The 323-nt window shown below is 68.7% G+C and carries 1 protein-coding gene; it reads left to right on the top strand.

The window, feature by feature from the left end; all coding sequences use genetic code 11:
- The coding region (locus tag AC0L2O_RS36560; protein ID WP_473373173.1) for an ATP-binding cassette domain-containing protein at positions 1–323 on the top strand (323 nt) is incomplete at both ends.

The raw sequence follows: 323 nt of genomic DNA, 5'->3' as shown, positions 1-323 counted from the left end.
CACCCCCCTCCTCGGTATCCGCAACCTGCGCATCGAGGCGACCGTCTATCCGCCCGGCGAGGCGCCGAAGACGATCACGCTTGTCCACGATGTCTCGCTGACGCTGGAGAAGGGCAAGGTGCTCGGCCTGATCGGCGAATCCGGCGCCGGCAAGTCGACCATCGGCCTGTCTTCGATGGGCTATGGCCGCGGCGGCGTGCGCATCACCGGCGGCGAGGTGATCCTCAACGGCCGCGACATCCTGAAGGGCGGCAAGGTGGGCTTCCGCAAGCTGCGCGGGCGCGAGGTCTGCTATGTCGCGCAGTCGGCGGCGGCTGCCTTCA

The organism is Bradyrhizobium sp. Kon10, assembly GCF_055807395.1.
Note: the sequence above shows the minus strand (reverse complement) of the source record. Positions and strands in the feature narration are given on the sequence as shown.